The organism is Allobosea sp. 2RAB26, from assembly GCF_052115465.1.
GTDB lineage: Bacteria > Pseudomonadota > Alphaproteobacteria > Rhizobiales > Beijerinckiaceae > Allobosea.
Map to the genome: position 1 here is coordinate 55,206 of NZ_JBFRGS010000017.1, position 25,422 is coordinate 80,627.

The following is a 25,422-nucleotide window of genomic DNA, read 5'->3' on the forward strand; positions in this document are numbered from 1 at the left end:
ATATGACGGGCTCACGCCACGCGCGTGGGGCGCGCCAGCCGGGCGAAACGCTCGAGCCGGAAGGGTTTGGTGTCGATCATCGGCGTCGCCCCCCTGATGAGGTCGGCGACGAGCCGCCCCGCACCGGGGCCGATGCCGAAACCATGGCCGGAGAAGCCGCTGGCGATGAAGAAGCCGGGCAGGCGCGGCACTTCGCCGATCACCGGGACGGCATCGGGCGTCGCATCGATGAAGCCGCCCCAGGCCTGCGCGACCTTCATTCCCCCAAAGGCCGGAAACGCCTTGATCAGGTTGGCTTTCGCCTCGTCCAGGATCGCCGTCGAGGGGGTCGGATCAAGCACGCGCATGCGCTCGAAAGGCGTCACTTCGTCGAGCCCCCAGCGTCGCGGCGTCCGCGCTTCGTCCAGGAAGCGCCGGCTCAGGCGCAATCGAAGTTCCTGCCGCTGCTTCACCAGCGAGGGCAGGAAATCGGCAAAAAGGCGGAAGGAGTCCGGCACGATCTCGGCTGTGCTGGCGCCACGATGGGCGACGGTGTAGCCGCCGTCCTGGCGCTTGCGGAAGGCGAAATCCGAGGCGCCGACGGCATAGGGCGGAGGACCGTCCAGCGGTTGGGTGCGCAGCACCGAACCGAGCACCTTGAGCTGCGGAAAATCGATACCGAGATTGCCGAGGAAGAGCCGCGACCACGCGCCGCCGGCCAGCACGACCTGTGAGCAGGCGATCGTGCCGCGCTCCGTCACCACAGCACTGACCCGGCCGGCCTTGGTCTCGATGCCGCGCACCGCACACCGTGTCAGGACGGTGCCACCATGCCGGCGCAGCGCACGCGCCATGGCAGGCACAGCTTTCTGCGGCTCGGCCCGCGCATCGCTCGGCGTGAACAGGGCACCGGTAAAGGCGCGCTTGCAGCCGGGCAGAACGCTCTCGATCTCGCGCGAACTGAGGAGCCGGGAGTCAAGCTGATATTGCCTGGCATGATCGAGCCAGGCCTCATGCTGGGCGAGTGCAGCGGGCGTATCGGCGACATAGGCGATGCCTGAGCGGGTGAAGCCGGTATCGCCGCCGACGAGCTTGTCCATCTCCGACCAGAGCCGCATGCTTTCCAGCCCGAGCGGGATCTCGCCGGGGTCGCGGCCCATGATCCGGACCCAGCCCCAATTTCGGCCGGACTGCTCATGGCCGACCTCGCCCTTTTCGCAGACCGTGACGGAAATCCCGTCCCTGGCCAGGAAGAGCGCGGTCATGATCCCGATAATGCCGCCACCAATGATGACGACATCGCTCCTCGCAGGGAGAGCCGCGTCCGGGTCGACGGTTTCGATGGTGATGCCCATCAGGCCTGCTCCGCGCTCGAAGAGGACAGACCGGCCTCCGGCCGGGGACGGGAGGCGGGCAGCGGCATGGTCAGTCCTGTGAGGCGGGCGTTGAGCTGCGGAAGACGACGTGATGCGGATGGTTGACCGATTTCATGTATTCGATCGGCTTGCCTTCACCGTCGCGGGCGATCAGCCGCAACACGAGCGTGGGCGAGCCGGGTTTGAGCTGCAGAAGCCGGGCTTCGAGATCGGTTGCAATGCCAACGCCGATCTCGCGGTCGCGGGCGCTGGCCTCGACGCCATAGCGCTCTCGCAGCAGCTCATAGAGCGATTGCCCACCAATGAGGTCTTCCGCGAGCAGCCCGGCGAAGCGCGAGGCCGGCAGATGGCTGGTCTCGATGCAGAAGGGCTCGTCGTTCACGCTGCGCAGCCGGCGGAACATGACCAACTCGGCGCCGACCGGGATGTCGAGCCGGCGAGCGATGCTCTCGGTCGCCTTCTCTTCTCCGAAATGCAGCAGCTTGCTGCCCGGGTTGCCGCCAGCGTTCCGGATGATCCGGGTGATGCCGAGCGTCGATTGCACGTCGATCGGGCGCGTCACCTGAACCAGGGGAACGCGCGTCCCACTGGTGCCGTTGCGCTCCAGCACATTGCGGTCGACCAGCTTGTCGATCGCTTTGCGCACGGTCATGCGGTTGATGCCGAGCGTGTCGGCCAGCGCGCGCTCGGACGGCACCCGGTCGCCGGGGCCGTAATCCGGTCCGCTGATGAGGTCGAGCAGGTAGTCTTGAACCTCGACATAGATCGGCTTGGCCCGTTTCACGGGTTCGCGCATGGCTGGTGTCTCTCGGGCCTCTCCCGTTCCCGCATATAGCGAGGATTGCGCCGGCTCCACATCCCCGGAGGCACTGAAACACGAGAATCCATTGTCGGCGAGGTGGCCATAAGTCAGTTGGACTATGCTTGACACGAATTGGTATAGGTGATTGGTGTATACCAATTCCTTGAACCTCGCAATTCTCCGCTTACGGAATCGGTTCCTCCCATGTCCATCGCCTTTGACCGCACCCGCGTTCATGAGGGCTTCGCCCAGACTCGTGCCGCCGTGCCCGAGGCGTACGCGCTCGGTCGCCGCCTCGCCCCGCAGATCGACCGGATCTACCTTGTCGCCTGCGGTTCGGCGAACCGCGCCATGCTCGGCATCAAGTACTGGCTCGAGCACTATTCCCCTGGAATCGAGGTGCGACGCTACTTCCCGGCCGAGTTCATGGCGATCAATCCGCCGCGCCTCGACGAGCGCACGCTGGTTCTGCTCGCCTCCAAGTCCGGCACGACACCCGAGACCGTCGCGGCCGCGGCAACCCTGATGGGCAAGCCCTGCAAGGTCGTGGCCTTCAGCCAATATGCCGACAAGCCGCTCGCTGCCGCGGCCCCCGAGAGCTTCGTGGTGGGCGATACCAGCGAATCCTTCGCCGCCATGTTCATGCTGATGCAGGCGCTGGTCGGCGGCATCATGAGCGCGAAGGAAGGTTGGCCGCTCGGCGACAAGCTCGTTGCCTCGCTGGACGCGCTCCCAGCCGCCATCTGCGATGCGGCCGAGCAGAACGAGGAGCGGGCCGCAGCCGATGCCCGTCTCTATGCCAAGGATCGCAACTTCTACCATGTCGCTTCGGGGCCGGGCTTCACCACGGCCTATGTCTTCGGCGTCTGCATCCTCATGGAGATGCTCTGGCTGCACAGCTATCCGATCGAGGCGGCGGAGTTCTTCCACGGCCCGTTCGAGATCATCGATCGCCAGACACCGCTGATCCTGATCAGCGGAGAGGACCCGAGCCGGCCACTGATGGAGCGTGTCACCAGCTTCTGCGACACCTATGCCGAACGCGTCATGAAATATGATTCCCGCGATTTCGCGATGGCGGGTGTCGCGCCGGAAATCCGCCCCATCGTCGCGCCCTATATCCTGCAGTCGGCGTTGAAGCGGATGGCGGCGCATCTCTCGGTGCTACACAACCAGCCGCTCTCGACCCGCCGCTATATGTGGAAGGTCGCCTACTGATCAGGCGCATGGGAAATCGGCCAGGGACACGTCCATGACCTGCAGGCTGCTCGGACTCGGCGATAACACGGTCGACACCTATGTCGATCGCGCGCTGCAGTTTCCGGGTGGCAATGCTGTCAATGTCGCCGTGCTGGCGCACCGTCTCGGCGCCGAGACGGGTTACATGGGTTGCCTGGGCTCCGACGAAGCCGGGACACTGATCGTCAACGCCTTGCGCGAGGAGGGGGTCGACACGGGCCGCTGCCGGGTGCTCCCCGGCGACAATGCCCGGGCCTTCATTGGCCATGACGGCAATGACCGCCATTTCCTGCGATCGCAACGCGGTGTCCGCGGAGAATGGGGCGGTTTCCTTCCTGAGGATCTCACCTATATCGCCGGCTTCGACCTGGTGCATTCGAGCATCTACAGCGAACTGGATGCCGATCTCGCGGCGCTGCGCCCCTCGATACGCCGTTTCTCCTATGATTTCTCCGAGCGCTGGACTGAGGCCAATCTGGCCGCCACGCTCCCCCATCTCGACATCGCCTTCCTCTCCTTCCCCTCAGGTTCCGACGCGGAATGCAGCGACCTCGCCCGTCGCTGCTTCGAGACCGGTCCGGGTCTCGTGGTGGTGACGCGCGGCGAGCGCGGCTCGCTCGCGCTGGCAGGTGGGGTATTCCATCGCCATGGGATCACCCCTGCCCAAATCGTCGATACGCTGGGCGCGGGAGATGGTTTCATCGCCGCATTCCTTCTGGCGGTGCTGGAGGGGAGAGAGGTTCCGGACGCCCTGGCTGCGGGCGCGGCCCACGCGGCGGCGATCTGCGCTTATCAGGGTGGTTTTGGCCATGGCACGCCATGGTCCGCGGCTGCGGAGATCGCAGCCTGTTGATGGAGAGGGTTTGAGCTCATGGCCTGGCGTATCGGGATCGACTCCGGCGGCACCTTCACCGATGTCTGCCTCTTCGATGATGCGAGTGGCCAGGTTGCCGTCTGGAAGGTTCCCTCGACCCCGGACGATCCCTCCCGCGCCATTGCACGCGGTACCCAGGAGGGGACGGAGCGCGTCGGCGCCAAGCCCGCAGATGTCGCCTATTTCGGCCACGGCACGACGGTGGGCACCAACGCCCTAATCCAGCACCGCGGCGTCAGGACCGGGCTGATCACGACCGATGGATTCCGCGATCTGATCGAGATCGGCCGGCAAAAGCGGCCGGATCTCTATGATCTTCAGGTCGACAAGGCGGCGCCGCTGGTCACCCGCGACCTGCGCTTCGGCGTCGCGGAACGGCTGCGCCATGACGGTTCCGTCGAGACGCCGCTCGACGAGGAGGGCGTGCGCCAGGCCGCGCGGGAGCTGAAAGCGGCCGGCGTCAAGGCCGTCGCCATTGGCTTCCTCTACGGGTTCGTCAGGCCCGAGCATGAGGAAACGGCAAGGCGCATCGTCGCAGAGGAATTTCCGGAGGCCTTCATTTGCGCCTCGCATGAGGTCGCGCCCGAGTTCCGGGAGTATGAGCGCATCTCGACTGCGGTAGTGAACGCCTATCTCGGCCCGGTGATGCAGGGCTACATCCGGCGTCTTGCCGAGCGGCTCAAGGAACTCGGCGTCACCACCACGCCGCATCTGACACAGTCCAATGGCGGCGTCATCGGGTTCGACATGGCGGCGCGCCTGCCGGTGCGCACCGTGCTCTCGGGCCCCTCGACCGGCGTGGTTGCCGCGCAGGCGATCGGCCGCATGACCGGCATCGAGAACCTGATCACCTTCGACATGGGCGGCACCTCGTCCGATGTCGCGCTGCTTCGTGGCGGCGAGGCCAAGCTCGCCAGCGAAGCCAATGTCCATGGCTACCCGATCAAGGCGCCCATGCTCGACATCCACACCGTCGGCGCCGGCGGCGGCTCGATTGCGGCGATCGACTCCGGCGGCCTGCTCAAGGTGGGCCCGCGCAGTGCCGGCGCCGACCCCGGGCCGGTCTGCTATGCCCGCGGCTCGACCGAACCGGCGGTCACCGACGCCAATGTCGTGCTCCAGACGCTGAACCCGACCCATCTGCTCGGTGGCCGCATGCCGATCGACCAGGCGCTCTCCAAACAGGCGATCGGCCGGCTTGCGGAACAGCTCGGCCTCGACCTTATGGCGACGGCGCAGGGCATTATCTCCGTGGTGACCGCCAATATGGCCAAGGCGATCCGCGTCATCTCCGTGCAGCGCGGGCATGATCCGCGCGACTACGCGCTTGTCGCCTTCGGCGGCGCGGGGCCGCTCCATGCCGCGCGGCTGGCGCGCGAGCTGGAGATGAAGCGCATCGTCGTGCCGCGCAATCCCGGAATCGGCTGTGCACTCGGCCTGCTTCTGACCGACCTGCGCGCCAATTTCGCCACCACCCGGCTCGCGACGCTGGGGGATGGGCTCGTCCCCGACATGGCCGAGATTTTCGCAGGCCTTGAAGCCCAGGCCGAGCACTGGTTTGCCGAGGAGAATGTCGCGCCTGCCGATCGCGAGCTGAAGCGCACGGCCGATCTTCGCTATCACGGCCAGAACTACGAGCTCGCCATCGACGTCCCGGACGGGCCGATCACGCCTACAACCATCAGGGCTTTGGCGGAGGGCTTTGCCGAAGCCCACAAGCGCCTTTACGGATTCGTGGCCGAAGGCGAACCGGTCCAGCTTGTGACCTACCGCGTCGAGGCTATCGGTTTCGTGCTCAAGGCCGAGTTTCGGCCCGAGCCCGACGCCGGCCCGGATGCTTCCGCGGCCATCATGGGGCGTCGGGAGGTCTGGTTTCCGGAAACCGGAGGCTTCGTCGATTGTGCGCTCTACGACCGCGAAAAGCTCAAATCGGGTAATCTGATCGAGGGCCCGGCGATCATCGAGCAGATGGATGCGACCACGGTGCTGCTGCCCGGCATGACCGCCCGTGTCGAACCCTATCTCAACCTGATCCTGGAGACGCCGTGATGAACGCGCCTACACCCGTCACCGTTGATCCGATCACCGTCGAGGTCATTGGCAGCGCCTTCGCCTCCATCACCGAGGAAATGGGCGAGGCGCTGGTCAAGGCGAGCTACTCGACCAATATCAAGGAACGCCGCGACTGCTCGACTGCGCTCTTCGATATTGAAGGCAACACGCTGTGCCAGGCCGAGCATATCCCGATGCATCTCGGCTCCTTCATCGGCATCATCCCGCATATCCTGAAGCGCCATGCCGTCTCGGAGATGAAGCCGGGCGATGTCTTCATCGGCAACGACGCCTATGAGGGCGGGGGCACCCACCTTCCCGACATCGTGCTGGCCGAGCCGGTCTTCCACGACGGCAAGATGGTCGCCTGGGCCGTCAACACGGCGCATCATTCCGATTTCGCCGATCGCGGCCACGCCCATATCTATCAGGAAGGCCTGCGCATCCCGCCGATCCGCCTCTATGACGGCGGCACCCTGATGAAGGATGTGCAGGAGCTGATCCTGCTCAACTGCCAGGTTCCGCGCGAGCGACTCTCGGACCTGCGCGCCCAGATGGCTGCGAACCGCCTTGGCGTTGAGCGCGTCAGGGCGCTCTGCGACAAATATGGCCGCACCACCGTGCTCGCGGCCGGCAAGGCACTGCAGGACTATGCGGAGCGCAAGATGCGCGCCGGCATCGCCTCGATTCCAGATGGCGTCTATCGGTTCAGCGACCGCTTCGACAATCCCGAGCTCGATGACGAGATGGAATTCTCGGTCGCGATCACGGTCGCTGGCGAGGAGATGACGCTCGCCTTCGACAGCCCGCCACAGGCTCGCGCGGGTTTCAACATGGTCTATACCGCGCTGCTCTCGACCGTCTATTACGCCGTCAAGACAGTGGCCGACCCGACCATCCCGCCCAATGCCGGCCTCGCACGACCACTCACCGTTGCAGCGAAGGAAGGCACGGTGCTGAACTGCCTGCATCCGGCGGCGGTGAACGGGCGCATCGCACCCTGCCAACGGGTCGTCGACCTGATCCATGGGGCGCTCGCCCAGGCGGTGCCCGATCGTGTCATCGCGGCCTGCTCCGGGGCCGTGGCATCGGCGACCTTCATGGGGGCGATGCCGGATAGCGGTGATCTCTGGGTTTATCTTGAGACGATAGGAGGCGGTTCCGGCGCACGCGCCGGCAAGGACGGTCTCGACGGCGTGCATGTCCACATGACCAATACCTCGAACCTGCCGGTCGAGGCGCTCGAGGTCGAGTACCCCCTGACGCTGCTGCGCTATGAACTGGTCGATGGCTCGGGCGGGCGCGGCCGCCAGCGTGGTGGCATGGGCCTTCGCCGCGTCTACCGGGCCGAGGCTCCCTGCCGGCTCAACGTGGATAATTCGCGCCTAAAGTCGCGACCCTGGGGCATCGCCGGCGGCGAGCCAGGACAGGGCGGCTCCTTCTCCTTCAGCGAGGGTGTCGCGCCTTTCACAAGGGGCGATGGTGCACTCGAACCCGGACAGATCGTCGAGATCATCACGCCGGGTGCCGGCGGCTACGGTCCGCCGGCGGAGCGCGATCCGGAGGCGCAGGCGCGCGACCTTGCCGAAGGGCGCCTGGCGCAGCAGTAACGGGCGGAGATCTCCCGGAGCTGGTGCCCGTATTGCGCCGATTCCGCCCGAGAACGTTGCGCCAAAGATGCGCGAGGCTCGTCCGCGGGCGAGCGGCCCGCCCTACCCGCAAGAGCACGCCAGAGCATCGCCGGCAATGGCGGGAGCGAGTGCCTCGCCTCGCGCCGGCTGAACATGCGTTTGGTGAGATGATCAGTGGACCGCCCCTATCGAGAGGTCGACGCCCATGGGCGCTCCCGTAATTGGCGCAGGTGGTCGGTCGCGACTGTGCGATCGATCTGATCATTGCCGACATCAGCGAGGAGCTGCGCGGCCGCCCCTATGACCTGGTCGCTGTCGCCGGGGGGCTGGCCGCACCGGACGCGCGGCGCCTTTGCCCCGGCGATCCGGGCGGTGTCGGGAGCGCCGCAAGCGGCCGCCAGCCTGTCGCAGACCGAGATGCTGTTTCTGTCCGGGATCGCCTATCTGCAGCCGATCACCCGCAGCGAGCTCGGTAAAGTCTTTGGCAAGGAGACGAGTCGCGACAGCGTTGCGGCGCTTAAAACGCGCCGGCGTGATCACGGCCGGACCGCGCAGGCCGGAGCCGGGGGCGCCCTATACCTATGTCACGACCGACAGATTCCTGTCGGCGTTCGGTCTCGCCAGCCTGCGCGACCTGCCGGATCTCGAAAAGCTCGAGGATGCCGGCCTGCTGACCAAGGACACGCTCCTGGCTGAGGAGATCCCGACGAGCGGCGCCGACGACGGGAGGGCACGCGGAACGCGACGGCGTCGCCAATGATCGGGGCGCGACGGGCGGAATTGAGCCAGCATGATGAGCCGAGCCAGCGAAGAGGCCTTTCATCGATGAGTTCAACCAGGCGCGCGGGCTCGGCCGATGGGTCTTTCAATGAGATGAAGAAGTGGATCGAGCAGCCCGCGCCTCAACCAACCAGATGGGTGAGCCGACATGAAGAAGGGCGGCTGTCATGAGACCTGCCACCCTTCCATTTTTGAGATCTGTCCCGCCGATCGGCAGGCTCTCCTCACGGAGGCATGTATGTGAGGGGGAGCCAGAGCCGCCTATCGAAATCAAATGGTTTTGTGCTTTGGATGCTGATGCTCGCGGCTCCGGGGTGCGCCGGGTTGATCAGCAAGTTGAAGCTGTTTGGCACCACAAAGGATGGAACCTTAAGGATCGGGGTTTCCATTGAGGCGAGCCAGCGGTCACCGACAGTTGCCGGTGCTTCAATTGGGTCCAAAATCTCTTTGATTACAGCTGAGCCTGACTCGATTTCCATGAGGACGTAATCGTCTGGGATCAGGTCAGGCTCGAGGTCGAGATGTACTCTTACCTCAAGAACCGCGAGCGCCGGATTTTCGGCCGTATACAGCAGGGGGCGTCCGGGAGTGTTCCACCGTCCGCCGTAGATCCGAGCCCCCTCGCCGTTCAAATCGGCAAACGGTAAACGGCAAACACGCCAGACTTTCATATCAGGCGGCGATGCCGTGGCCGATGCGGCCGAGCAGCGCCTCGACCTGGTCTGCTCCCTCCGAGGTGTCGAGGAGGTCGATGGGCTTTTCGCCGCTGAGTGCGGTTGTTGGTCGGCGCAGCCACTTGGCTGCCTTCTGCTGAGATCCGAACGTTTCCTCAGCTTCGGCAAGGACGCGCGCAGCCCGGATCAGGCGGTCAGATTGTTCGGATGTCAGGGTGCCAATCTTGCGCCGGTGGCTGAGCGTTTTGCGAGGAATGACAACCAGGTCAATTTCGGCGAGGGACATGCGGCCGCTGCTGATGACGTACTCCACAGTCTGGACCGGGAAGCCTCGCCGAACTGCGCTAATGAGATCGCGGCTGCTATTGATGGGGGCGCCGATTAGGTCGCGCCCACCAACGACTTCGAGTGCGGTAACTGTGGTCATGGCCGATCTCCCTGGCGATATGCCTTAGATATAGGGGCATATCGCCATAGCTACAAGTGGCACGGTCGCCAAGCCGCCGGATCAGGGTCGCGCCCTCGGCGTTCTCGTCGATGCCCAGCATCGCCTTCCCCTCGCGGCCCGGTTCGGCTCGGGCGACCCAAGACGATGAGGCCACCCAGGCAGAGCACGGGCCCGGTACAAGCCAGCTTTCTCAGGAACGCGCCGCCGCCCGCGCGCCGTGGTCTCGCCCTCCCGATCCTCGAAGGTGCGGCGAAAATCCAGCTCCTGCGCGTCCGTCGCCAGCGCGTCGACAACCGGCTCGCGCCAGCAACATCCGTTCGCCACCTGTGGTCAGCTCCATGCATGTCACGCTGGAGATCCTGCGCGCAAACGCGCTTCATGGCCGGGGAGGGGGCCGCCCGTTGATCCTCGAACGCCGGGAACAGGCGCTGATCGGTCGACGGGCGGAGCGGACAAGGCACTGCTGACCAGCGCCCGCGGGTCAGCCCGTTTGCACACAACCTTGGTCGCAACCGACCGCCGTTTCACGGGCAATCAATGTCCGCTCCCGGGCGAGGGCCCAACGTCCCTAACTGGCGCAACAGCGCCAACGCGACTAGGTTCATGGGATCATTGGCGCTAAAGCACTGCCGCCACGGCGCGCCGGGTCGCGTCGACGATCTGGTCGACCTCCTGCCTTGTGAGGCATAGCGGTGGTGCGAAGCCCAGGATATCGCCTTGCGGCATGGCGCGGGCGATGACGCCCTGTTCCAGCAGGGCGGCGGCAATGCGCGGGCCGACCTTTTCAGAGGTAGCGAAGAAGACGCGGTCATCCCTGTCGCGGACGAACTCGACCGCCGCCAACAGGCCCTCGCCGCGGACCTCGCCGACATGGCGATGGCCGCCAACGGCATCCTGCAGCGTCGCATTGAAATAGGCGCCGACTTCGCCGGCATTGCGCACGAGATCGAGTTCGTCGACCAGTTCGAGATTGGCGACGCCCGCAGCAGCGCAAAGCGGGTGCGAGGAATAGGTCCAGCCATGGCCGATCGGGCCGTATTCATCCGAGCCCTGCTCCAGCACCCGCCAGAGCTTCTCCGAGACGATGACGCCCGAGAGCGGCGCATAGGCCGAGGTCAGCCCTTTGGCGATGGTGATGAGGTCGGGCTCGATGCCGTAATGGTCCGAGCCGAACATGCTGCCCAGTCGCCCGAAGCCGGTGACGACCTCGTCCGCGATCAGTAGGACATCGTGCTTCTTCAGCACCGCCTGGATCTTCGCCCAGTAGCCGGCGGGCGGCGGCACGATGCCACCCGTGCCGAGCACCGGCTCGCCGATGAAGGCGGCAATCGTCTCCGGTCCCTCGGCCTGGATCAGCTCCTCGAGCTTGTCGGCGCAATGCTGCGAGAACTGCTCCTCGCTGAGGCTGCGGTCCTCGCGGCGGTAGTAATACGGCGCTTCGGTGTGGAGGATCGGGGCCCTGGGCAGGTCGAAGAGAGTGTGGAAGGCGGCAAGGCCGGTGAGGCTGCCGGTCATCACGCCCGAGCCGTGATAGCCGCGCCAGCGCGATATGATCTTCTTCTTCTCCGGCCGCTTCAGGACGTTGTTGTAGTACCAAACCAGCTTGAGGTTGGTCTCGTTGGCGTCCGAGCCAGACAGCCCGAAGAAGACGCGGCTCATGCCCCTGGGCGCGCGCTCCACCACCATCTTGGCCAGCTTGATCGAGGGCTCGGAGCCGTGGCCGACATACGCGTGGTAATAGGGCAGCTTCGCCGCCTGCTCGGCGATCGCATCGGTGATCGACTTTCGGCCATAACCGACATTGACACAGTAGAGGCCGGCGAATGCGTCGAGGCTCGTTTTGCCCTCGCGGTCGACGATATAGACGCCCTCGCCACCGGCGATGATGCGGTTCGGGGTCTCACCACGGGCATGCTGGCCCATATGGGTCGAGGGATGGAAGACGTGGTCGCGGTCCCAGGCGTCCAGTTCGTTGCTGGTGCGGGCGTGATGGTCGAGCATCGCAGGAATCCTTCGTGGAAACGGCAAACGGCGGCTCAGTTCAGATCGAGGCAGACATATTTGAGGTCGGTGAAGGCCTCGAGGCCGTGGCGCGAGCCCTCGCGACCAAGACCGGATTGCTTCATCCCGCCGAAGGGGATCGGCGCGCCGGTGATCTTGACCCGGTTGACCGCCACCATGCCGTATTCGAGCGCCCTGGCCATGCGTGCGGCCCGCGCGCCGTCACGCGTCACGAGATAGGCGACGAGGCCGTATTCGGTGTCGTTGGCACGGGCGATGACCTCGTCCTCGCTGCCGAACGAGGCGATGGCCGCCACTGGGGCAAAGGTCTCCTCGCGCATGATCAGCGCCTCGTCGGGCACGTCGGCGAGGGCGGTCGGCGCCAAGAAGAGCGGGCCCGGCATGGCGCGCTCCGGCGTCAGCCGCCGCGCACCGCGCGCCAAAGCGTCGGCGATCTGGGCTTCGGCTTTGCGTTTGGCAGCCGCGTGCATCAACGGGCCGATCTCGACCTCGCGCTCCAGGCCGGACCCGACCCGCAGCGCCGAGACCTTGTCGGCGAAGGCAGCGCAGAAGCGCTCATAGAGACCACGCTGCACATAGATCCGGTTGGCGGCGAGGCAGTCCTGGCCGGACGTCGCGAACTTGGCATCGATGGCGATCGCAACAGCCCGGTCGAGATCGGCATCGTCGAAGACGATCAGCGGCGCATGGCCGCCGAGCTCCATGACCACGCGCTTGACGGTTGCCGCAGCGTTGCGGGCGACGATCCGGCCGATCTCGGTCGAGCCGGTGAAGCTGACGGCACGCACGCGAGCATCGGCGCAATAGGTTTCTGCGATCGGCGCGGCGTCGCCGGTAACGATGTTGAAGACGCCAGCCGGCAGCCCGGCGCGGTCGGCGACCTCCGCCAGTGCCAGTGCCGACAGTGGCGTGTGCGACGAGGGATGAGCGACGACGGTGCAGCCGGCGGCGAGGGCTGCCGCGGCCTTGCGCGTCAGCATGGCGGACGGGAAGTTCCACGGGGTGAGCAAGGCTGCAACACCAACCGGCTCGCGCGACAGCGACATCTGCGCACCCGGCAAATGGCTGGTCACGCTCTCGACATTCACGCGCAGCGCTTCCTCCGCGTAATAGGTGATGAAGTCGGCGGCGTAGGCGATCTCGCCGCGCGCTTCCGCCAGCGGCTTGCCCTGTTCAAGCGTCATCAGAAGCGCGAGATCCTCGGCTGCCGCAAACATCTCGGCATGCCAGCGCCGCAGCAGTGCTGCGCGCGCCTGCGGCAGCAGCGCTTTCCAGGTCGGGAAGGCAGCATGCGCCGCCTCGATAGCCTGCGTCGCTTCAGCCGCTCCGAGCGCTGCGACCTGCGCGACGAGGGCGCCCGTCGCGGGGTCGCTCACCGGGAAGGTCTTGCCGTCGCGAGCAGCGGTCCAGCGCCCGTCGATATAGGCGAGCTGCCGTAGCAGGCGGCGATCGGCGAGGCGCGACAGTCCGGGATGCTCGGCAGGCTTGGCGATTGCAGTTTCCCGCCTTGCCGTGCTCGTCATTGCGTTCATGACCATCCTCCCTCAGTTGACGACGAGGTTAGGTGAAGGACTGGCGAGACTGTCTTCGAAGTCTCGGTTTCGCGCCGAGAAAGTCTCGGAAGTTCAGGCCGGCGCCGATAGAGTGTCGGCGCCGGCTCAGCCCAGCACCGAGGCCAAGAATTCGCGTGTGCGAGGCTGCTCGGGCGCGCTGAAGATGCGCTCCGGCTCCCCCTGTTCGCAGATGCGCCCCTTGTCGAAGAAGCAGACCCTATCGGAGACCTCGCGCGCGAAGCGCATTTCGTGGGTGACCAGCAGCATGGTGAGGTCGTGTTCGCTGGCGAGGCCGCGGATGACGGAGAGAACCTCGCCGACGAGTTGCGGGTCGAGTGCCGAGGTCGGCTCGTCGAAGAGCAGCACACGGGGACGCATGGCCAGCGCGCGGGCAATGGCGACGCGCTGCTGCTGGCCGCCGGAGAGCTGTGCGGGATAATGGTCCTTCTTGTCGGCGAGCCCGACCATGGCGAGCAGGTCGACGGCCCGGCATTCGGCCTCGCCGCGCGGCAGGCCGAGCACGCGCACTGGCGCTTCGACGACGTTGCGAAGAACGGTCATATGCGGGAACAGGTTGAAGCTCTGGAAGACCATACCGACATGACTGCGGATCTGGCGCAGATGCCCGTCCGACGCCTTGAATGGTCCGCCGGCTTTCGGCTCGTGATAGGGCATGCCTGCAAGCGTCAGCCGGCCCTCCTGGAACGGCTCCAGCGTCATCAGGATGCGCAGCACCGTCGATTTGCCCGAGCCCGACGGGCCGATCAGCGTGACCTTCTCCCCACGGGCGACGCTGAAGTTGAAGTCGTCGAGCACGGTCAAGGCTCCGAAGCGCTTGGTGACGCCGGCGAACTCGATGATGGGCGCCTGAGAGGTCTCGGTCATCGCAGCGGGATCCCTGCTTTCGGCAGCGCCTTGTGCAGCCGGTGCAGGCCGGCCGAGCAGATCAGCGTGAGGAGGAGGAAGATCAGGCCGACCAGGGTCAGCGGCACCAGATATTCGAAGGTGCGCTCGCCGATCATGTTGGCGAGCCCCATCATCTCAAGCACGGTGACGACGGAGAGCACCGGCGTCTCCTTGATCATCGCGACGAGATAGTTGCCCATCGCCGGCAAGATGCGCGGCACGATCTGCGGCACGACGATGTCGCGATAGGTCTGCATCCGGGAGAGGTTCAACGCGGTCGCCGCCTCCCATTGCCCGCGCGGCACGGCCTCGATACCGCCGCGGTAGACCTCGGAGGTATAGGCCGAATACTGCAGCCCGAGCGCGATCGCCCCGGTCAGGAAGGCCGGCAGCGTGACGCCATAGTCCGGGAGCACGTAGTAGAGGAAGAAGAGTTGCACCAAGAGCGGCGTGTCGCGCAGGAACTCGACGACGATGGCCGTCGTCCAGGACACGGCCGCAAAACGGCTGCGGCGCAGCAGCGCGAAGACAAGGCCGAGCACCAGCGCGATCGCAAAGCCTGCAGCAGCCGCCTGCAGCGTCACCGTCAGCCCGATCAGGATAATCGGCAGGATCGAGGACGCGTAGGTCAGTGGCGTCGTCGTATCCCATTCGAAGCCGTACATCATGCCATCAGCCTCACGAATGGGCCGCGCGCGGGAAGGCGGCGCCGCGCCGGACCAGCCGTTCGATCAGCCGCATGATCAACATCAGCACCAGCGACATCGCGAAGTAGCCGACGAGCGTCAGGCTGTAGACGCCGGCGCTATCGAGGGTGAGGTTGCGGATCGATTGCGCCCGGAAGGTCAGGTCAGCGATCGAGATCAGCGACACCAGCGAGGATAGTTTCAGGGTCTCGATGGCGAGATTGCCGAAGGCCGGCATCATCTCGACCAGCCCCTGCGGCAAGGTGATGTGAAGAAGCGTCTGGGTGCGGCCGAAATTCAGCGCCCGCGCCGCTTCGTGCTGCTGGACGGAGACCGATTGAAGCGCGCCGCGGACGATCTCGGAGCCATAGGCGCCGACGTGTAGCGAGAGCACGAGGATACCGGTGGCGACCGGCTCAAAGCTTATCCCTAAGAGCGGCAGGGCGTAGTAGAACCAGAACAGCTGGACGAACAGCGAGGTGCCGCGGAAGAGCTCGGTGTAGCAAAGGGCAATCGTCGCCAGCACGCGCCCGCCCTCGACGCGGGCGATGCCGGCCGCAAAGGCGGCGACAGCGCCGATCGCGATCGCCGACAAGGTGATCCCGGCAGTGACGAGGGCACCGCGCGACAATGCGGGCAGATAGGACAGCCACTCCATCCAGTAGGCTCCGCGAAAGCGTTTAAGAGGTGTGGAGCTCCACCCGCCATCGGGGCGGGCGGAACGATGTCAGCTAGCCTTACTTGCCGGCGCAGAGGTCCTCGACCTTGCGCTCCGCCGCTGCCTTGATGCTGGCTTCCGACAGCCCGTAAGTGCCGAGGATCTTCTTGTAATCGTCAGTCTTGCGGAACTCGACCAAGGCGGCGTTGAAGGCGTCGCGCAGCTCCTTGTCTTCGGACCGGAATGCGAAGCCGCCGAAATTGCGGACCGGCTTGCCGTTGACCACAGGGTCGCTGAAGGGCGCGACCTGCTCGACATTGGCCTGGCCCTTGGCGAGCGAGGCGACGGTGAGTTCGGTCGCGGCATAGGCGTCGGCGCGGCTCTGTACGGTGGCGAGCGCGTCGGCATTGGCGGTGATGAAGATCACCTGGCTGTCCTTGACGCCGACGGCGCGCAGGAAGTCGATATTGTTCGCCCCGGACACGACCGCGACCTTCAGCGACGGATCCTTGGCGATATCGGCATAGGTCGTCAGTTTCTTCGGGTTGCCCTTCTTCACCAGCAAACCCTCGCCATAGGAGGAGTTCGGCTCGGTGAAGGAGACCTGCTTGCACCGCTCCGGCGAGATGTTCTGCTCGGCGGCGACGAAATCGAAGCGCTTGGCCTTGAGGCCGGGGATCAGAGTGCCGAACGGCGTGACGGACCAGTTGGCCTCCGCGACACCGAGCTTCTTCAGCACGGCATTGGCGACGTCGGGGCCGATACCGGCCGAGGTACCGTCATCCTTCATGTAGGAATAGGGCAGCTCGTTGGCGGTCGCGACGCGGATATAGCCCTGGTCCTTGACGTCCTTGAGGCTGGTGGCGCCAGCCGCGGACAGGGCGATGGCGAGAGCCATGGCGGAGATTCCGGCAATCTTCAGAAACGGCATCTGCATTCTCCTCTGGTTGATGTTTCTCCGCATGCCGATTGCTTCGGCTTCTCTGGCGTCTTCGCGCCGGCGGCTTGGCTTGGGCCGGTCGCCCGGCCGAACGGGTCAGGGTGCCTCCCGCAGCGCGGCGAGGACGCAAAGGCAGTCGCCCGCCTTGATCAGCCCGGGGATGTGACGGGCGGCGAGGATGCCATCCATGGCAGCCTGGTACTCGGCCGGGGCGAGCCCGGTTTTTCCAACGGGATGAACCCGGGCGATCACTTCGCCGGCCCGCACGGCTTCGCCGAGATCGTGCTGGAAGACGATCAGCCCGTCATCCTGCGCGAAGGTGAAGCAGTCGTCGGAGGGCATGTCGAGCCAGCGGGTCGGCGCAGTCTCGGGCGCTCCTGCGAGGATGCCGGCATGCCTGAGCAGGTTCCCGGCACCGCGCCGAGCGATGCCGATGCTGCGGGCAGTTGCCGTCCCGGCGCCGCCGAGCTCGGTCGTAACGAAGACCTTGCCCATCTCCTCGACCGTGGTGTCAAGCATGCCGACGGCGTCGATCTCCAGCATCTTCATCGAGTACGGCGCGGAGAAGGCGGCAACCGCCGCAAAGCAGCGCGCCTCCTGCGCCTTGTCCGGCAGCTCATGAGCCGCCGCATAGGGCAGGAAGTCGAGCGTCTTTCCGCCCGAATGGAAGTCGAGCACGATATCGGCGAGCGGCACGAGATGGCGCGTGACATAGTCGGCGATCTTCTCGGTGACACTGCCGTCCGGGCGGCCCGGAAAACTGCGGTTGAGATTGCCCTTGTCGATCGGCGAGGTCCGCGTCCCCGCGCGGAAGGCGGGGTAGTTCAGCGCCGGCAGGATGATGACCCGGCCCGAAATTGTCGCCGGGTCGAGCGTGCACGCCAGCTCGAACAGTGCCGCCGGGCCCTCATATTCGTCGCCATGGTTCGCGCCGGTCAAAAGCGCGGTCGGCCCCTCCCCGCTCGCAACGACGCAGATCGGGATCATCACCGAGCCCCAGGCGCTGTCATCGCGGCTATACGGCAGACGCAGATGGCCGTGCTGAACGCCCTTCGCCGATAGGTCGATCGTAGGCGTCACTGGCGAGGGACGGGGCGAGGCGATCGACATGCCCTTACCCCTTGACGAAGAGCTGGCGTGGCACGTTCGACAGGCACTCGACGCCGGTCTGCGTGATCGCGATGCTCTCCGTGATCTCGAGCCCCATGTCCTCGAGCCAGAGGCCGGTCATGAAGTGGAAGGTCATGCCGGGCTTGAGCTCGGTCCGGTCGCCGGGCCTGAGGCTCATGGTGCGCTCGCCCCAATCGGGTGGATAGGACAGACCGATCGGGTAGCCGGTGCGGTTGTCCTTGATGATGCCGTACCGCTTCAGCACCGCGAAGAATGCGTTGGCGATGTCCTCGCAGGTGTTGCCGGGTTTCGCTATGGCGAGGCCGGCTTCCATGCCTTCGAGCGTCGCTTTCTCGGCGTCGAGGAAAGCCTGTGTCGGCTTGCCCAGGAAGACGGTGCGCGACAGTGGGCAGTGGTAACGCTTATGGGCGCCGGCGATCTCGAAGAAAGTGCCTTCGCCTGATCGCATCGGCTTGTCGTCCCAAGTCAGGTGCGGAGCTGAGGCGTCGGCGCCCGAAGGCAGCAGCGGCACGATCGCCGGATAGTCGCCGCCGAACTCGGCCGTGCCGCGGATGCCGGCATCGTAGATCTCGGCGACGAGGTCGCATTTGCGCATGCCGGGCTCGACGACCTCGACGATGCGCTGGTGCATCAGCTCGACGATGCGGCCGGCCTTGCGCATGTAGTCGAGCTCAGTATTGCTCTTGACCGCGCGCTGCCAGTTCACCAGCCCGCCGGCATCCTTGAAACGGGCATTCGGCAGGTGCGTCCGCAGCGAGGCGAACGCCGCCGCCGAGAAGTAGTAATTGTCCATCTCGACCGCGATAGGAAGCCTGTCCCAGCCGCGCTCGGCAATGATCTGCGCGAGCAGATCCATCGGGTGGCGCTCGGTCGATTGAACGTAGTGGTCGGGATAGCCGATGATGTTGTCGTGGGCGAGATAGGCGGTGCGCTTCGCGCCATTCGCGTCCTGCTTGCGGCCATACCAGATTGGCTCGCCCGTCGGCGGCACGAGCACGCATTGGTGGACGTAGAACGACCAGCCGTCATAGCCGGTGAGCCAATGCATGTTGGACGGGTCGGTGACAATCATCAGCTCGACGCCAGCCCGCTCCATGGCGGCGCGGGCCTTGGCGAGGCGCTCGGCATATTCCTCGCGGGTGAAATTCAGGGTCACGGTCACGCGGCGTCTCCCGCTTCGGCTCTGGTGTCGATGGTCTGCCCGGCGCCGACATCGCGGGCGCGGGCGGCGGCAAGATTGGCGATCGCGGTGTCCTGCACGCCCGTGCCGGTTAGGTCCGCGAAGGTGATCTCGTCGGTACGCGACCGGCCGGGACGCTTGCCGGCTATGACCTCGCCGAGCTCGGCGAAGCTCTGGTCGCTCGTAGCCAGACCGGCGCGGATCGCAGATGCGAGCTCGCCGAGGCGCCGAGTCTGGCTGAGGCGATCGGCAACATAGGTCGCGCGGGCGAAGATGACCGGATCGATCTCGTTCTTGTGCTCGCTGTCGGAGCCCATCGCGGTGATATGCTGGCCGGGCTCGAGCCAGTCCGCCAGCAGGATCGGCTGTGGCGCCGGCGTCGTGGTGACGATGACATCGGCACCGCGCGCGACGGCCTGAGGATCAGCCACGGCGGTGACGGAAAAGCCGAGCTTCCGGGAGAGGTCCGTCGCGGCCTCACCGGCTTTGCACGGATCACGTGCCCAGATCCGCGCCTCGCGGATCGGCCGCACCAGCGCCAGCGCTTCGAGCTGGAACCGCGCCTGCATTCCGGCACCGAAGATCGCGGCGACCGCAGCATCGGGCCGAGCAAGATGACGCGCCGCGACGGCTCCGGCGGCGGCCGTCCTCACATCGGTGAGATAGCCATTGTCCAGAAGCAGCGCCTCGACGAGGCCGGTGCGGGCGCTGAACAGGATCATCAGCCCATTGAGGCTGGGCAGGCCGAGCTTGGGATTGTCGAAGAAACCGGGGCTGACCTTTATCGCGAAACCGTCGAGGCCCGGCACATAGGCCGTCTTCACGTCAACCTCGCCGCGATAGTCGGGAATGTCGAGCCGCAGGATCGGCGGCATGGCGACGGGCTCGGTGGCGAGCGCTGCGAAGGCTTCCTCGACACAAGCGACCGCGCTCGCATCGAGCCTGACGACGCGGCGCAATTCCGCCTCGGTGAGGACGAGCATACGGCTCATGCGGTGGCTCCCGAGACGATGCGCCGGTGCGCGGCTTCATCGATGTTGCGGCCGGAGACGATGAGCGCCGCCGGGCCTGGCGGGCTGACCTTGCCGGCGAGCAGGGCGGCGATGCCGACCGCCCCGGCCCCCTCGACAACCTCGCCCTCCTCGCGTGCGGCGTGACGGATGCCGGCTGCGATCTCCGCTTCGCTCAGCAGCACGACCTCGTCGATGAGATCGCGGCACAGGGCGAAGGTGACCCGATTGGCGAGGCCGATGCCGCCGCCGAGTGAATCCGCCAGCGTTTCCTCCTCGGCCATCTCGACCGGCCGGCCCGCCACGATCGCCGCGGCCATGGCGGCGCCGCGCTCCATCGAGATGCCGACGATCCTGACGGAAGGCCGCAGCGCCTTGACTGCCACCGCGACGCCGGCCGCGAGCCCGCCGCCCGAGAGCGGGACCAGTGCGCAGGCGAGCGAGGGCAGATCCTCGATCAGTTCGAGCCCGATCGTGCCCTGGCCGGCAACGACGTCAGGATCGTCGAAGGGCGGGATCGGGGTGAACCCGTGCTCGGCGACCAGACGCTCGACTTCGACCTGCGCATCGTCCTGAGAATGGCCGATAATGCGGATCTCGGCGCCGAGCGAGCGGATCGCCTCGACCTTGTTCGTCGGCACCAGCGTCGACATGCAGATCGTGGCGGCAACGCCGAGCTCCCGGGCAGCGTAGGCAACCGCGCGGCCATGATTGCCGGTGGACGCGGTCACGAGCCCGCGCCGGCGCTGATCTTCGTCCAAAGCCAGCACCGCGTTCATCGCGCCGCGAAGCTTGAAGGCGCCGATCGGCTGGCGGGTTTCGAGCTTTAGATGGACGGGCTGGCCGCACAGTCGGCTCAGGAAGGCCGAGGCGACGAGCGGCGTGCGCGCCACCCGGCCGGCGATACGCGCCGCTGCGGCTTCGATGTCGGGCAAGGCCAGGGAGGCCGACGGAGCGGCCGGCCGATCTGCTTCGGCAGTGGCAAGATGCGGTTTGATCACCTTCATTTCCCTCTCGCTTGTCATGCTGCGAGGGAGAAAATTTCATGTCAATTATTATATTGTAATGATTCAATCATAACGGGAGCAGCCCGCACGCGGCAATGACGCGAAGAAGACCGTGCCGTTTGCGGCCGCAGCTCTCAGCCGATCGCGCCGATATCGAAGACCGGCGGAAGCTGCTCGAAAGTCTGGCGTACACTCGTCAGCGTCCGGGTCAGCAGCTCATGGCTCATCCGCCCACCAAGGCAGATGCGGATGCCGCCGCCATGGCCGACGCCGGCCACGAAGGGATCGGACGGCGTCACCGCCACGCGCCGGTCGGCGAGCGAGCGCACCAGGCTGTCTTCGGTCCAATGCGTGGGCACCTTGAGCCAGGCGCAGAGCGAGAGCGGATGGCTCGAGGCGACGTGGCTCCCGAGTGTCTCCGTCACGATGTGCTGGCGCGCCTTGGCCTCCTCGCGCTGGACGGCGAGCAGCCTTTCCGCCGTACCGTCCTCGACCCAGCGCGTCGCGATCTCGGCTGGCAGATAGGTGCCGCTCCAGCTCGTCACGCGCAGGATCGAGGCAGCGCGGATCGAGTATTGCGGCGGCACGACCAGATAGCCGACGCGCAGGCCGGTCAGCACCGTCTTGGTGAAGCTGGTGAGGAAAAAACCGAGATCCGGCAGCATCGCTGTGATCGACGGGAGCGGCTCGGGTATGAGCGGCTTGTAGACCTCGTCCTCGACGACGAAGACGCCGTGGCGCTGCGCGATCTCGGCAATGGCGCGGCGGCGCTCGGGGCCAGCGACATGGCTCGTCGGATTGTTCAGCGTCGGGATGAGGACCAGCGCACGCACACCGCCAGCACGGCACGCTGCCTCGACCGCATCGGGGCGAACGCCTTCCTCATCGGTCGGCAGGCCCCTGAGGCTGAAACCGAGAACATTGGCGAGGCCGATGACTCCATGATCGGTCAGGTTCTCGGTCAGCACGAGGTCGCCGGCGCGGACCACGCAGGCGAGAGCCAGGAAGAGCGCGTGCGCGGCACCGTTCGTGATCAGGATGCGCTCGGCTGATGTCTCCACGCCGAGCGGCCCGAGCCAAAGCCGCGCCGCTTCGCGATGGCGGTCGAGGCCCGCGATCGGCCGGCACGGCCGCATGAAGGCGCTGGTGTCGCCCTCGGCCAACGCGGCCAGCACCTGGCGCGAGGCCGCCTCATGCGCATCGAGATATACCCCGCGCACGATCGAGAGGTCGACGATCTGCGTCGGGCTGCGGTCGAGCATCAGCCGCCCTGCCTGCTCGGTGACACGGCTCTTCACGAAGGTCCCGCGCCCGACCTCGCCGCTGAGATAGCCGAGTCGCTCGGCCTCCTTGTAGCTGAGGCTGACGGTCTGGACGGAGATGCCGAGCTCGCGGGCGAGGTCGCGATGGGTTGGCATCCGGTCCATCGGCTTCAGAACGCCGGCGCTTATGTCGCCGATGATGCGCTCGGTCAGCGCGGCATGCTTGGTCGCGCCCCTCTGCTTCGTCAGGACCGGGTGCCATTCGACGGCCTTCTCCACAACCGGAGAAAGCCTGTTGCCGGAAGGCCGCGCGGCTTGACGGAACATGGGATTGTCTCGTTCTTAGGAGTCAGAATTCATGACATTATGCACGTGCGGTCACCGAAGATGAAGCTCGATCCCATCGATCTCAAGATCGTCGCAGCCCTGCAGCGTGACGGCCGCATGACCAAGCTCAAACTCGCCGAAACGGTCGCGCTGTCGCCGGCGGCCTGCTGGGAGCGGTTGCGCCGGATGGAAGAGGCCGGCGTGATCAAGGGCTATACCGCCATCGTCGATCTCGGGGTGGCGGCGCCGCGCACCACGGTGATCGTCGAGATCAGCCTGAAGAGCCATCAGCAGGCGGATTTCCGTCGCTTCGAGGAGGCGGTGGCGAGGGAACCGGCGATCGTCGCTTGCGATGCCACCGGCGGAGGCATCGACTACATCATGCGCGTGGTCGTGCCAGACATTGACAGCTATCAGCGCCTGATCGACAGGCTGCTCGACCCCGCGATCGGGATCGAGCGATACTACACCTTTGTCGTGACCAAGAGCATCCCGCTCGTCGAAGCGCATTCACGTGCATAGCAGCACGGCCAAGGATCCAACGAATATCCGCTTCCGTCAGAAGCGACAAATAGTCACTTCTCTTTCCCTTTGGCTTCAGTTCGCAAATCAAATGGCGCATAAATATTCCGGGCGATCTCTCAATGACCGGAATTAGCGCGATCCGGACCAATGCATTGGTACAGGCGAAGTTCAGCCTGGAGCCGGAGATTGATCCCTGCGGTATTTTACCCGACACACGCGTAGCTAAATCAACGAAGCTGCGATCGATCCTCGAGCGCTCCCCTCGATCTTGGCTTTGTTGGCAGATCAAATGCCAGACGACGAAGGACTCATATCCCGGTTCTCCATCAGCAAAAACCCTCTGGCAGCAGGCAGTGCCGAGGTGTCCGCGCCAACTTGCTCGCGCACGACAGGCATGAGCACAGCTGCATCCTCTCTCATCCCTAAAATACGCAGATCATCCGATCCTGAGCCGAGCTACACGGTGCTACATAGCAATCGTTGCGGCGTCAGTGCTCGATCACATGGATGCGGGTGGGGGCCCATTCTATGTCGCATTCATCGCCCCGACGCAGGTCCGGCATTTCCATGCTGGGGACCCGGATCCGCAGTTCCTGGCCGGCCTTGCGCCCGAGGACAAGGACGCTATCGCCATAGTTCACTATCTCCGCGATGGTGATTGAATTTCGCAACGGCGATAGTTCCGCACGTTCGGAGCTGAGCCGGATTGTTTCAGGGCGGACGAGTATGCTGACGTCTTTGCCAGGCGGAACGTGCTCGGCGCTGGTCGCGATCGGGCCGATGCCGGCAACATCGACGAGGCCACTTTCGCGTGTCTTACCCGAGAGTAGATTGCTATCCCCGACGAAGGAGGCGACGAAGCGCGTCTTCGGCGTGAAGTAAACCTCGCTCGGCGTCCCGATCTGCTCAATGCGACCCCGGTTGAACACAGCGATGCGGTCCGACATGGCCATTGCCTCGGTCTGATCGTGGGTCACGTAGACCATCGTGACGCCAAGCTCGCGGTGGATGCGCTTCAACTCCATCTGCATTTGTTCCCGCAAAGTCTTGTCAAGCGCTCCCAGGGGCTCGTCGAGCAGAACGAGGTCAGGCTGGAAGACGAGGGCGCGCGCTAATGCAACGCGCTGCTGCTGGCCGCCGGAAAGCTCGGCCGGGGCCCGGCCAGCATATTCGGCGAGGCCGACCATCGCGAGCGCGGCCGTAACCTTGGCTTGCGCCGGCACCTTGGCGACGCCACGCATGCGCAAGGGAAAGCCGACATTCTGCGCCGCGTTCATATGAGGAAACAGAGCGTAATTCTGGAATACCATCCCGATATTGCGGTCGTAGGGCTCGACTGCATCGATCTGGCGCCCGGCGATGCTGATCTCGCCTCGCGTCGGACGCGCAAATCCCGCGATCATCATCAGCGTTGTCGTCTTGCCGGAACCGGAGGGGCCAAGGAAGGAGATGAACTCACCAGGTGCGACATCGAGGTCGATGGCCTCGACCGCATTTTGCCCTGGCAGATAGCTCTTGGTCACCGATTTCAGCGACAGCGAACGGGCGGTTTCCATCGGAAGGCTCCAGCGTCTCAGGAGTGCGCAGGCCGTTGCTTACGCACGAGCCGGGCGGCGAACTGCGCACCGAGCGCGGCCAGAACGGCAGCCAGCAGCAGCGAGGATGCGGCGGAAATGGCGGGGTCGGCTTCCATCTGGAAGCTGTTGAACATCTGGCGAGGCAAGGTCGCGCTGTCGCGACCGGAGATGAAGATCGCGATCACTGCCTCGTCGAAGGAATGGATGAAGGCAAACAGCGCAGCCACGAAGAAGGCCGGGCGCAAGATCGGAAACGTCACCAACCGGAAGGTCGTCAGCGGCCGGGCGCCCAGATTCGCCGCGGCGTTCTCAAGCCGGCGATCGAAATTGACCAGCGCCGAGGTCAAGGTCAACACCACGACCGGGATCGACAGACAGGCATGGGCGAGGATCACGCCGGTCATGCTCTGGACCAGCCCGAGCGAACCGAAATAGCTATAATAGCCCAGTGCCATTACGATATGCGGCACAATCAACGGCATCATCACGATGAGCCGGAACAGCGCCCGGAGGCGAAACCGATAGCGCACTAGCGCGAAGGAAGCGGGAGCGCCGAGCAGCATCGCCAAGACCATGGTGCCGAGCCCGATCAGGAAGCTATTCAAGACCGGACCGGTCCAGTTGGGATCGGAAAAGAAGTGCCGATAGTAGCCGAGCCAGTAGCCAGGCGGCGGAAACTCAAGTGATGGCGCGGTGCTGAAGGACATAGGCACGACGATGAACATCGGCCCGGCTAGCAGGATCGCGACGGCCACCGCGATGATCACCGTGGAGCGCGACATC

General features: G+C 65.5%; 22 protein-coding genes and 1 pseudogene. 6 read left to right on the top strand and 17 right to left on the bottom strand.

The features are described from left to right. Positions 1–11: 11 nt before the first annotated feature. Both AB4118_RS26705 and AB4118_RS26710 read right to left on the bottom strand, forming a co-directional pair. Positions 12–1,337 carry an NAD(P)/FAD-dependent oxidoreductase gene (locus AB4118_RS26705; RefSeq protein ID WP_441492666.1) on the bottom strand — a complete coding sequence of 442 codons (1,326 nt, stop codon included), beginning with the start codon at positions 1,335–1,337 and terminating at the stop codon, positions 12–14. 67 nt (positions 1,338–1,404) lie between these two features. Beyond that, positions 1,405–2,151: a GntR family transcriptional regulator gene (locus tag AB4118_RS26710; RefSeq protein WP_441492581.1), complete on the bottom strand. Its 747-nt coding sequence runs from the start codon at positions 2,149–2,151 to the stop codon at positions 1,405–1,407. Positions 2,152–2,361: 210 nt separating this feature from the next. On the opposite strand from AB4118_RS26710, the gene AB4118_RS26715 reads away from it, so the two are divergent. From AB4118_RS26715 to scpB, 5 genes and pseudogenes are all read left to right on the top strand, one after another. After that, on the top strand, positions 2,362–3,375 hold the full coding sequence (locus AB4118_RS26715; RefSeq protein ID WP_441492582.1) for an SIS domain-containing protein: 1,014 nt from the start codon (positions 2,362–2,364) through the stop codon (positions 3,373–3,375). A 34-nt stretch (positions 3,376–3,409) separates the two neighbouring features. Then, the gene (locus AB4118_RS26720; RefSeq protein ID WP_441492583.1) at positions 3,410–4,249 is read left to right on the top strand and encodes a PfkB family carbohydrate kinase; all 840 of its coding nucleotides are present in this window, start codon (positions 3,410–3,412) and stop codon (positions 4,247–4,249) included. Positions 4,250–4,267: 18 nt separating this feature from the next. Continuing rightward, entirely contained in the window at positions 4,268–6,319 is a 2,052-nt protein-coding gene (locus AB4118_RS26725; protein ID WP_441492584.1) for a hydantoinase/oxoprolinase family protein, read from the top strand. Beyond that, the gene (locus AB4118_RS26730) at positions 6,319–7,932 is read left to right on the top strand and encodes a hydantoinase B/oxoprolinase family protein (RefSeq protein ID WP_441492585.1); all 1,614 of its coding nucleotides are present in this window, start codon (positions 6,319–6,321) and stop codon (positions 7,930–7,932) included. Before AB4118_RS26725 ends, AB4118_RS26730 begins: the two co-directional genes overlap by 1 nt. 242 nt (positions 7,933–8,174) lie before the next feature. After that, positions 8,175–8,713 (top strand): annotated as a pseudogene (gene scpB, locus AB4118_RS26735) (SMC-Scp complex subunit ScpB). A gap of 244 nt (positions 8,714–8,957) precedes the next feature. On the opposite strand, the gene AB4118_RS26740 reads toward scpB, so the two are convergent. From AB4118_RS26740 to ehuR, 13 genes are all read right to left on the bottom strand, one after another. Beyond that, positions 8,958–9,404 carry an RES family NAD+ phosphorylase gene (locus AB4118_RS26740; RefSeq protein ID WP_441492586.1) on the bottom strand — a complete coding sequence of 149 codons (447 nt, stop codon included), beginning with the start codon at positions 9,402–9,404 and terminating at the stop codon, positions 8,958–8,960. Position 9,405: 1 nt separating this feature from the next. Then, positions 9,406–9,834, bottom strand: coding sequence for a type II RES/Xre toxin-antitoxin system antitoxin (gene parS, locus AB4118_RS26745; RefSeq protein WP_441480474.1), 429 nt, complete (start codon positions 9,832–9,834; stop codon positions 9,406–9,408). A gap of 639 nt (positions 9,835–10,473) precedes the next feature. Continuing rightward, positions 10,474–11,856, bottom strand: a complete 1,383-nt coding sequence (locus AB4118_RS26750; RefSeq protein WP_441492587.1) for an aspartate aminotransferase family protein — start codon at positions 11,854–11,856, stop codon at positions 10,474–10,476. A 35-nt stretch (positions 11,857–11,891) separates the two neighbouring features. After that, entirely contained in the window at positions 11,892–13,400 is a 1,509-nt protein-coding gene (locus tag AB4118_RS26755; RefSeq protein ID WP_441492667.1) for an NAD-dependent succinate-semialdehyde dehydrogenase, read from the bottom strand. 135 nt (positions 13,401–13,535) lie between these two features. Continuing rightward, a complete protein-coding gene (ehuA, locus tag AB4118_RS26760) occupies positions 13,536–14,315 on the bottom strand; it encodes an ectoine/hydroxyectoine ABC transporter ATP-binding protein EhuA (protein WP_441480476.1) in 780 nt (259 codons plus the stop codon). Continuing rightward, positions 14,312–15,004 carry an ectoine/hydroxyectoine ABC transporter permease subunit EhuD gene (gene ehuD / locus AB4118_RS26765; RefSeq protein ID WP_441492588.1) on the bottom strand — a complete coding sequence of 231 codons (693 nt, stop codon included), beginning with the start codon at positions 15,002–15,004 and terminating at the stop codon, positions 14,312–14,314. Before ehuD ends, ehuA begins: the two co-directional genes overlap by 4 nt. A gap of 10 nt (positions 15,005–15,014) precedes the next feature. Continuing rightward, entirely contained in the window at positions 15,015–15,680 is a 666-nt protein-coding gene (gene ehuC, locus AB4118_RS26770) for an ectoine/hydroxyectoine ABC transporter permease subunit EhuC (protein ID WP_441480478.1), read from the bottom strand. A 79-nt stretch (positions 15,681–15,759) separates the two neighbouring features. Further along, positions 15,760–16,611, bottom strand: a complete 852-nt coding sequence (ehuB, locus tag AB4118_RS26775; RefSeq protein ID WP_441480479.1) for an ectoine/hydroxyectoine ABC transporter substrate-binding protein EhuB — start codon at positions 16,609–16,611, stop codon at positions 15,760–15,762. A gap of 105 nt (positions 16,612–16,716) precedes the next feature. Continuing rightward, positions 16,717–17,730 carry a N(2)-acetyl-L-2,4-diaminobutanoate deacetylase DoeB gene (gene doeB / locus AB4118_RS26780; protein WP_441492589.1) on the bottom strand — a complete coding sequence of 338 codons (1,014 nt, stop codon included), beginning with the start codon at positions 17,728–17,730 and terminating at the stop codon, positions 16,717–16,719. A 4-nt stretch (positions 17,731–17,734) separates the two neighbouring features. Continuing rightward, complete coding sequence (doeA, locus tag AB4118_RS26785; RefSeq protein ID WP_441492590.1) at positions 17,735–18,913, bottom strand: ectoine hydrolase DoeA; 1,179 nt, start codon at positions 18,911–18,913, stop codon at positions 17,735–17,737. Beyond that, on the bottom strand, positions 18,910–19,923 hold the full coding sequence (gene eutC / locus AB4118_RS26790; RefSeq protein WP_441492591.1) for an ectoine utilization protein EutC: 1,014 nt from the start codon (positions 19,921–19,923) through the stop codon (positions 18,910–18,912). The genes doeA and eutC overlap by 4 nt, the downstream gene beginning before the upstream one ends. Beyond that, positions 19,920–20,948: a hydroxyectoine utilization dehydratase EutB gene (gene eutB / locus AB4118_RS26795; RefSeq protein ID WP_441492592.1), complete on the bottom strand. Its 1,029-nt coding sequence runs from the start codon at positions 20,946–20,948 to the stop codon at positions 19,920–19,922. Before eutB ends, eutC begins: the two co-directional genes overlap by 4 nt. A 134-nt stretch (positions 20,949–21,082) precedes the next feature. Then, positions 21,083–22,537 (bottom strand): MocR-like ectoine utilization transcription factor EhuR, encoded by a 1,455-nt coding sequence (ehuR, locus tag AB4118_RS26800; RefSeq protein WP_441480484.1) that lies wholly within the window; start codon positions 22,535–22,537, stop codon positions 21,083–21,085. A gap of 60 nt (positions 22,538–22,597) precedes the next feature. On the opposite strand from ehuR, the gene AB4118_RS26805 reads away from it, so the two are divergent. Continuing rightward, complete coding sequence (locus AB4118_RS26805) at positions 22,598–23,059, top strand: Lrp/AsnC family transcriptional regulator (protein WP_441492593.1); 462 nt, start codon at positions 22,598–22,600, stop codon at positions 23,057–23,059. Between the two features lie 491 nt (positions 23,060–23,550). Here AB4118_RS26805 and AB4118_RS26810 read toward each other — a convergent pair whose 3' ends face one another. Beyond that, positions 23,551–24,618 carry an ABC transporter ATP-binding protein gene (locus AB4118_RS26810; RefSeq protein WP_441492594.1) on the bottom strand — a complete coding sequence of 356 codons (1,068 nt, stop codon included), beginning with the start codon at positions 24,616–24,618 and terminating at the stop codon, positions 23,551–23,553. A 17-nt stretch (positions 24,619–24,635) separates the two neighbouring features. Next, on the bottom strand, positions 24,636–25,421 hold the full coding sequence (locus AB4118_RS26815) for an ABC transporter permease (protein ID WP_441492595.1): 786 nt from the start codon (positions 25,419–25,421) through the stop codon (positions 24,636–24,638). Between the last annotated feature and the right edge of the window lies 1 nt (position 25,422).